This is a genomic window from Thermus sp. (assembly GCF_037444525.1).
Classification (GTDB): Bacteria; Deinococcota; Deinococci; order Deinococcales; family Thermaceae; genus Thermus.
In genome coordinates this window covers 44,923-52,140 of sequence record NZ_JBBIMD010000006.1, presented here as the reverse complement: position 1 = coordinate 52,140, position 7,218 = coordinate 44,923, and the positions used below count along the sequence as shown (strand labels likewise).

Genomic DNA, 7,218 nt, shown 5'->3' with positions numbered 1-7,218 from the left:
GGACGGGGAGACCCTCCTCCTGGCCATGGACTTCCTGGGGGTGGCGGTCTCCTCGGGGTCGGCCTGCAGCGCGGGGAGCCTCGAGCCCTCCCACGTCCTCCTGGCCATGGGCCGCACCCCCAAGGAGGCCCGGGCTTCTTTACGCTTCTCCCTGGGCCGCTTTACCACGGAGGAGGAGGTGGAGGAGGCCATCCGCGCCTTCCGGGAGGCGGTGGAAAGGGCCCGCGCTTAGGTGGCTGGTAGACTTTAGGGCATGGACCGGCCCTTTTTGGACCTGAAGGCCGAGGGCCCTCTAAGGGGGGTGTTGCGGGTTCCGGGGGACAAGTCCGTGACCCACCGGGGCCTCCTGCTCCTGGCCTTAAGCGAGGGAGAGGGAAGGCTTCTTTACCCCTTGAAGGCGGGGGACACCCTCTCCACCGCCCGGGCGGTGGCCGCCTTGGGGGCGGGGGTGGTGGAGGAGGGCCCCCACTTCCGCGTCCGGGGGGTGGGGCTTCGCCTGAGGGAGCCCGAAGACGTTCTGGACTGCGGGAACGCGGGGACCCTGATGCGCCTTCTCCTAGGCCTCCTCGCGGGGCAGGGGGGGCTTTTTGCCGTCCTCACCGGGGACGCCTCCTTGAGGCGTAGGCCCATGGGCCGGGTGGTGGAGCCCTTAAGGGCCATGGGGGCTAGGATTGAGGGGCGGGAGGGGGGGAGGAGGGCCCCCTTGGCCGTGCAGGGGGCGCCCCTTAAGGGCCTCCGCTACACCCTCCCCGTGCCCAGCGCCCAGGTGAAGAGCGCCCTCCTCCTTGCGGGCCTCTTTGCGGACGGGGTGACGGAGGTGGAAGAGCCCATCCCCACCCGGGACCACACGGAAAGGCTCTTCCGCCACTTCGACCTCCCTTTGGAGAAGGAGGGCCCCTGGGTGCGCACCCGAAGGGCCGAGCCCTTTCCGGCGCGGGACCTCGTCGTGCCCGGGGACTTTTCCAGCGCGGCCTTTTTCCTGGTGGCGGCCTTGGTGGTGCCGGGCTCGGAGGTGACCCTCGAGGGGGTGGGCCTGAACCCCACCCGCACCGGCCTCCTCCAGGTCCTAAGGGCCATGGGGGCGGACCTTACCTGGCGGGTGGAGGAGGGGGAAGGGGGGGAGCCCGTGGGCTGGGTGCGGGCCCGGCATAGCCCCCTGAAGGGGGTTTCCGTGGACCCAGGGCTTATCCCCCTCATGGTGGACGAGGTGCCCATCCTGGCTGCGGCCGCGGCCTGGGCGGAAGGGGAGACCTACATCCCGGGCCTCTCCGAGCTTCGGGTGAAGGAGTCGGACCGGGTCTCGGCCATCGCGGCCAACCTCCGCGCCCTGGGGGTGGAGGTGGAGGAGGGGCCGGACTGGCTTAGGATCCGGGGGGGTGGGGTGCGGCCTGGGGCGGTGGAGCCCTATCACGACCACCGCATCGCCATGGCCTTCGCCGTGGCGGGGCTGCCCGTGGGGGTAAGGGTTTACGAACCCCACTGGGCGGAGATCTCCTATCCGGGCTTTTTTGAGGACCTGAAGGGGCTATGCGCGGCATCGTGACCATTGACGGCCCCTCGGCCTCGGGGAAGAGCACGGTGGCGAGGAGGGTGGCGGAGGCCTTGGGGGTGCCCTACCTCTCCAGCGGCCTCCTCTACCGGGCCGCGGCCTACCTGGCCCTCCGCCACGGGGTGGACCCGGAAGAGGAGGGGGCCCTTCTCGCCCTTTTGCAGGGGAAGAGGGTGCGCCTCGAGGCGGGCCCCAAGGCCAACCGGGTCCTCCAGGACGGGGAGGACCTCACCCCCTTCCTCCACACCCCGGAGGTGGACCGCATTGTCTCCCAAGTAGCCCGCCATGCGGCGGTTCGGGCCTGGGTGAACGCGAGGCTTAGGGAGGTCCCCCCGCCCTTCGTGGCTGAGGGGCGGGACATGGGCACCGCCGTCTTCCCCGAGGCCCCCCACAAGTTCTACCTCACCGCCCGCCCCGAGGTGCGCGCCTGGAGGCGGGCCAAAGAAAGGCCGCAGGCCTTTGAGGAGGTGCTCCGGGAACTCCTGGCGCGGGACGAGAAGGACCGGCGCCAAAGCGCCCCCGCCCCCGACGCCCTGGTCATCGACACCAGCGAGCTGGGCCTTGAGGAGGTGGTGGCCCGCATCCTGGGCCACCTCAGGGACTAGGCGTATGGGAGTCCACGGCATGGGCAAAGCCGCGGTGGGGTATTAAGCCATGGTGCCTGGGGCCAAGGCCAGGCCGGTGCAGGAGTTCCTGAACGCCCTCCTCTACCGCCCCTTGGCCCACCTTGTGGTCCGCCTCCTCCTCCCCACGCCGGTGAAGCCCCACCACCTGGTCCTCTTCCACACCGCCCTGGTCCTCCTTTCGGCGGGGCTGGTCCTGAGGGGGGAGGACCTCATGGCCGCCCTCCTCCTCCAGCTCAAGACCGTTCTGGACAACGCCGACGGCCAGCTTGCCCGGTTAAGGGGAGAGGTTTCCGAGGTGGGCCGCTATTTGGACACCGAGATGGATTTCCTGGGAAACCTGGCCCTCTTCCTTTCCTTGGGCGCGAGGACGGGGGAGGTGGGCCTTGCCCTCCTCGCCTTCCTCGCCTTTACCCTCGCCCAGTCCTTTGACTTCAACCTGGAAAGGCTCTACTGGGAGGCCCGGGGGGAGGCCCGGAAGGAGCCGCCATTGGGTTCCAAGACCCCCCTTCTCCTCCTCCTCCGGGGCCTCTATGCCCTCCTCTTTGCCCCCCAAGACCGGGCGGTGCGGGCCCTGGAGCGCTTCCTTCAGGGGCGCCTGGGCCTAAACCCCTTGCGTTTCTGGGACGAGGCCGCCTTGGCGGGGGTGGTGAACCTGGGGCTTTCCACCCAGCTCTTCTTCCTGGGGCTTTTCCTAGCCCTGGGGCCGCCTAGGGCCTACCTTACCTTTGCCCTGTTGCAGGCCTTGTATCTTGGGGTCTGGTACCTATGGCGGATCGTCCGGAGTATCCCATCCCCACGGTAGGGGCCTTGGTGGAGAAGGGGGGCCTGGTCCTCCTGGTGCGCACGGCCAAGTGGCGGGGGCTTTGGGGGGTTCCCGGGGGGAAGGTGGAGTGGGGGGAGGGCTTGGAAGAGGCCCTTAGGCGGGAGATCTGGGAGGAGGTGGGCCTAACCCTTTCCGGTATCCGTTTTGCCCTCCTCCAGGAGGCCCGTTTCAGCGAGGAGTTCTACAAGCCCACCCACATGCTCCTCATCAACTACTTCGCCCAAGGGGAAGGGGAGGTGCGTCCCAACCAGGAGATCCTGGAGTGGGCCTGGCTGGAGCCGGAAAAGGCCCTGTCCTACCCTTTAAACCGCTTCACACGCACCCTCTTAGAACGGTACCTGGAGGGCGCATGAGGGTGGCCCTGGTCACGGGAAGCGCCAAGGGCATTGGCCGGGCCATCCTCCTGGCCCTGGCCCGGGAGGGGTACCACGTTTGCGTGCACTACCGCACCTCCGAGGCCCTGGCCGAGGCCACCCGGGCCGAGGCGGAGGCCTTGGGGGTCAAGGCCATCAAGGTGCGGGCCGACCTCACCCAGGAGGAGGAGGTGGCCCTTTTGGTGGAGGAGGTGCGCTACCACCTGGGGGGGATAGGGGTCCTGGTGAACAACGTGGGGGACTATCTCTACAAGCCCATTGAGGAGGTGACCCTGGAGGAGTGGCGCTGGATCCTGGACACCAACCTCACGGCCACCTTCCTCCTCACCCAAAGGGTTTTGCCCCTCATGGTGGCCCAGGGGTTTGGCCGCATCGTCAACCTGGGCTACGCGGGGGCCACCCACCTCCTGGCCCGGCCCCACATCACCCCCTACGCCATCGCCAAGACGGGGGTGGTCCTCTACACCAAGGCCATCGCCAAGCGCTTCGCCGCCAGTGGGATCACCGCCAACGTGGTGGCCCCGGGGGTGGCGGAGAACTCCGTTTCCAAACCCCTGCACGAGATCCCCATGGGGCGGCTCGCCCTCCTGGAGGAGATTGCCCGCACGGTGGTTTTCCTGGTGAAGGAGCCTTACCTCACCGGCCAGGTCCTGGAGGTGGCGGGGGGGTGGAACCTCTGAGGCACGTCGTGATGTGCCAAGTACCCCACGATGCGCCAAGGCCTCCTCTCCAGGGGGGCGCCCTGCCTTCCCGCGAGGAGCGGCATGCCCGGGACGCTTGAGTTCGTGGACACCAACGTTCTGGTCTGCGCCTACGATCCTCTCCCCCCAAGCGGGAGCGAGCCATCGCCCTTTGGGAGCGCCTCATGCGGGGGAGGAGGCTTGCTCTTTCCCTCCAGGTGCTCCAGGAGTTCTACGTGGTGGCCACGCGGAAGCTCCCCGAGCCCATGCCCCCTAGGGTGGCCCGGCAGGTGCTTCTGGACCTGGGCGGGGCGCGGCTCCACCTCCCGTCCCTGGAGGATGTGCTCCAGGTTGCGGAGCTTTCCGAGCGGCACCGCCTTTCCTTCTGGGATGCCATGGTCCTGCACAGCGCGGGCCTTGGGGGCGCGGGTGGTCTGGAGCGAGGACCTGAACCCCCAGGACTACGGGGGCGTACGGGTGGAGAACTCCTTCGCGTGATAGCCTAGCCTACGTGGAGACACCCACCGACCCCCAGTACTGGGAGAAGATGCGCCTGGTGGCCGAGGTCCTGAAGGCCCTCGAGGGCCCCATCTACATCGCCACCCATGTGGACCCCGATGGGGACGCCATCGGAAGCTCATTGGGACTTTATAGGGCCCTGAAGGCTTTGGGCAAGGAAGCCTACTGGGTGGCGGAGCCCCCCCGCTTCCTCCGGTTCTTGGCCAAGGAGGAGGAGTACGCCGACCCCGTGGAGAAGCTCCCCCCCGGGGCCACCCTGGTGGCCCTGGACGCCGCCGACCCCAGCCGGGTGGTGGGGGTGCCGGTGGAGGGGTTTGTGATCAACATTGACCACCACGGCACCAACCCCCGCTTTGGCCAGATCGCCGTGGTGGAGCCCAGCAAGGCGGCCACCGCCCAGATGGTGAAGGAGCTCATAGACCTCCTGGGCGTGCCCTGGACGGAGGAGCTGGCCACCCCGGTGCTCACCGGTATCCTCACCGACACCGGCAACTTCCGCTTCGCCAACACCACCCCCGAGGTCCTAAGGGTGGCGGCGGAGCTCCTCTCCTACGGGGTGAAGCTTTCCGAGATCACCGACCGGCTCCAGTACCGCCCGCCCGTGTACTACCAGGGGCTTGGGGCCGTGCTCTCCACCCTGCGCCTCCACTTCGGGGGGCTTTTGGTCACCGCCCACCTTCCGGAGAATGTGGACATCCCCGAGGAGGACTCCGACGGCTTCGTGGGGGTCATCCGCTACGTGGAGGGGAGCCTGGTGGCCGTCTACCTCAGGCGCAAGGGGGAGGGGATCAAGCTTTCCATCCGCTCCCGGGGTGGGGTTTCCGCCCAGAACATCGCCCTCAAGCTGGGGGGCGGGGGGCACGTGCCCGCGGCGGGGGCCACCCTCGAGGGCGTGGACCTGGAGGAGGCCTACGAGCGGGTCCTGGAGGCGGTGGCGGAGGAGCTTAGGCGGGCGGGGTACCTGTAGGGGACTCCCAGCGGAAGGGAGGAGCCCCCAGGGCCAGGGGGGCGGTCTCCTCCCCGGGCTCCCGGTAGACCCCCATGGCCCCTTCCTCCCTGAAGGGCCAGACCTCAGGGATGCCCGCCAGGGCGTAGAGGGGGAGCCTCACCTCCCGGTCCTTGGCCAGGCTGAAGTGGGCCACCTCCAGGAGCACGTCTGCCCCCCGGGGTCTGAGGAAGGCCAGGTCCGGCTGGGGCATGGCGGAGGGGGTTTTGCACGGAGACCAGGGCTCGGTCGCCGTAGAGGCCTTCCAGCCGCTTGGTCAGGTAGGTGACCAGCCCGGCGTGCCCGCTTCCCCCAGGGGCCATCTCGTGTACCTCCCCGTCCAGTAGCTCCAGCCGAACCCCTCGGAGGCCCTTTCCAGGAGAGCCTGGAACTCCCTGAGGCTTAGCCGGTGCCGGAGCATAAGCCCATTCTATGCTCCGTACTTGGCGAGCCGCCCCGCGTGGGCCAGGAGGAGGGGCATGAGCTCCACCCCCCGAAGGTGCCCGAGGCTCCCCCTTAGGGCCTCCCCTTCCGTGAAGCGCCTCGCCTCGTCCTTCCGCAGGTAGGGGGCCTTGAGGAGGAGGGGTACGGGGTGCCAGGAGTGGGCCTTGAGGAGGGCGGGGGTGGAGTGGTCCCCGGTGAGGGCGAGGACCGTGGGCCTTAGGGCCAGGAGTTCGGGCAGGAGGGCGTCAAAGCGCTCAATCTCCCCCACCTTTCCGAAGAAGTCCCCGTCTTCCCCCTTGGCGTCCGTCTTCTTGAAGTGGAGGTAAAAGAAATCGTAGCGGTCCCAGTTTTCCCGGATGGCCTTAAGCTTCCCCTTGTGGGCGTCCCCCTCCCCCTCCACGGGGAGCACCTCCATGCCCACCAGGCTTGCCAGGCCCTTGTACATGGGGTAACTGGCGATGGCCGCCGCCCGGAGGCCGTAGACCTCCGCCATCTTGGGGAAGCTCGGGCGCTTGGAGGCCCCGCGGAAGAGGGCCCCGTTCAGCTTGGGCTCGTCCTTCAGCGCTTCCCGGATCCTTTCGGAAAGGAGGTTGAGGAGGCGGGCGGTGCGCTCGGCCTCCGGTTTAAGGGCCCGGGCGGGGAGGGGCTTCAGGCCCGCCTTCTGGGGGTCGGTGTCCGTCACCCCATCGGAAAGCCCTTCCCCCCGGAGGATGACCAAGAAGCGGTGCTCGCTTTCCGTGTAGAAGTGGACCTCTGCATCCTCCAGCCGTGGGATGGCCTCCCGGAGGCGGGCCACCACCCTTTGGTTCTCCTCCGTGCTGGGCCGGCCCGCCCGGCGGTCTAGGACGGTGCCATCCTGGGCCAAGGTGGCGAAGTTCCCCCTTAGGGCCACATCCCCCTCCCGGAAGTCCGCCCCTAGCCCCAAGGCGCTTAGGGCCCCCCGGCCCACCAGGAAGCGGAAGGGGTCGTAGCCGAAAAGGGCCAGGTGGCCCGGGCCCGAGCCCGGGGCGAGGCCCGGGTGGACGGGGGTGAGGAGGCCCAGGGCGCTTTCCTCCGCCAGGCGGTCTAGGTTGGGGGTCTTGGCGGCCTCGAGCTCCGTGGGGCCGCCGGGTTCCAAGGGTAACCCCCCCACGCCGTCCAGCACCACCAGGAGGATCTTGCTCTCCGAGGCCTGTTTCAGTTCCTGGAAGATGGGGAAGAGGTCCATGGCGCGATTTT

At 68.7% G+C, this 7,218-nt stretch carries 11 protein-coding genes; 8 read left to right on the top strand and 3 right to left on the bottom strand.

What is annotated here, in order from left to right:
• The 8 genes from WKI94_RS01770 to WKI94_RS01735 all read left to right on the top strand — a co-directional run.
• The coding region (locus WKI94_RS01770) for an aminotransferase class V-fold PLP-dependent enzyme (RefSeq protein WP_337844060.1) at positions 1 to 232 on the top strand (232 nt) is incomplete at its 5' end.
• A gap of 21 nt (positions 233 to 253) precedes the next feature.
• Positions 254 to 1,543, top strand: a complete 1,290-nt coding sequence (aroA, locus tag WKI94_RS01765) for a 3-phosphoshikimate 1-carboxyvinyltransferase (RefSeq protein ID WP_337844059.1) — start codon at positions 254 to 256, stop codon at positions 1,541 to 1,543.
• Positions 1,528 to 2,154 (top strand): (d)CMP kinase, encoded by a 627-nt coding sequence (gene cmk / locus WKI94_RS01760; RefSeq protein ID WP_337844058.1) that lies wholly within the window; start codon positions 1,528 to 1,530, stop codon positions 2,152 to 2,154. The genes aroA and cmk overlap by 16 nt, the downstream gene beginning before the upstream one ends.
• A gap of 49 nt (positions 2,155 to 2,203) precedes the next feature.
• Positions 2,204 to 2,977, top strand: coding sequence for a CDP-alcohol phosphatidyltransferase family protein (locus WKI94_RS01755; protein ID WP_337844057.1), 774 nt, complete (start codon positions 2,204 to 2,206; stop codon positions 2,975 to 2,977).
• On the top strand, positions 2,941 to 3,351 hold the full coding sequence (locus WKI94_RS01750; protein WP_337844055.1) for an NUDIX domain-containing protein: 411 nt from the start codon (positions 2,941 to 2,943) through the stop codon (positions 3,349 to 3,351). Before WKI94_RS01755 ends, WKI94_RS01750 begins: the two co-directional genes overlap by 37 nt.
• On the top strand, positions 3,348 to 4,052 hold the full coding sequence (gene tmpR, locus WKI94_RS01745) for a bifunctional dihydropteridine reductase/dihydrofolate reductase TmpR (protein ID WP_337844054.1): 705 nt from the start codon (positions 3,348 to 3,350) through the stop codon (positions 4,050 to 4,052). The genes WKI94_RS01750 and tmpR overlap by 4 nt, the downstream gene beginning before the upstream one ends.
• Positions 4,053 to 4,237: 185 nt before the next feature.
• Positions 4,238 to 4,558 carry a hypothetical protein gene (locus WKI94_RS01740; protein WP_337844052.1) on the top strand — a complete coding sequence of 107 codons (321 nt, stop codon included), beginning with the start codon at positions 4,238 to 4,240 and terminating at the stop codon, positions 4,556 to 4,558.
• Between the two features lie 41 nt (positions 4,559 to 4,599).
• Positions 4,600 to 5,538 (top strand): bifunctional oligoribonuclease/PAP phosphatase NrnA, encoded by a 939-nt coding sequence (locus WKI94_RS01735; RefSeq protein ID WP_337844062.1) that lies wholly within the window; start codon positions 4,600 to 4,602, stop codon positions 5,536 to 5,538.
• Here WKI94_RS01735 and WKI94_RS01730 read toward each other — a convergent pair.
• The 3 genes from WKI94_RS01730 to WKI94_RS01720 form a co-directional block, all read right to left on the bottom strand.
• Entirely contained in the window at positions 5,516 to 5,770 is a 255-nt protein-coding gene (locus tag WKI94_RS01730) for a hypothetical protein (protein WP_337844051.1), read from the bottom strand. The two genes, WKI94_RS01735 and WKI94_RS01730, sit on opposite strands and share 23 nt — an antisense overlap.
• Positions 5,771 to 5,833: 63 nt before the next feature.
• A complete protein-coding gene (locus tag WKI94_RS01725) occupies positions 5,834 to 5,977 on the bottom strand; it encodes a hypothetical protein (RefSeq protein WP_337844050.1) in 144 nt (47 codons plus the stop codon).
• A 9-nt stretch (positions 5,978 to 5,986) separates the two neighbouring features.
• A complete protein-coding gene (locus tag WKI94_RS01720; RefSeq protein ID WP_337844049.1) occupies positions 5,987 to 7,207 on the bottom strand; it encodes a 2,3-bisphosphoglycerate-independent phosphoglycerate mutase in 1,221 nt (406 codons plus the stop codon).
• Between the last annotated feature and the right edge of the window lie 11 nt (positions 7,208 to 7,218).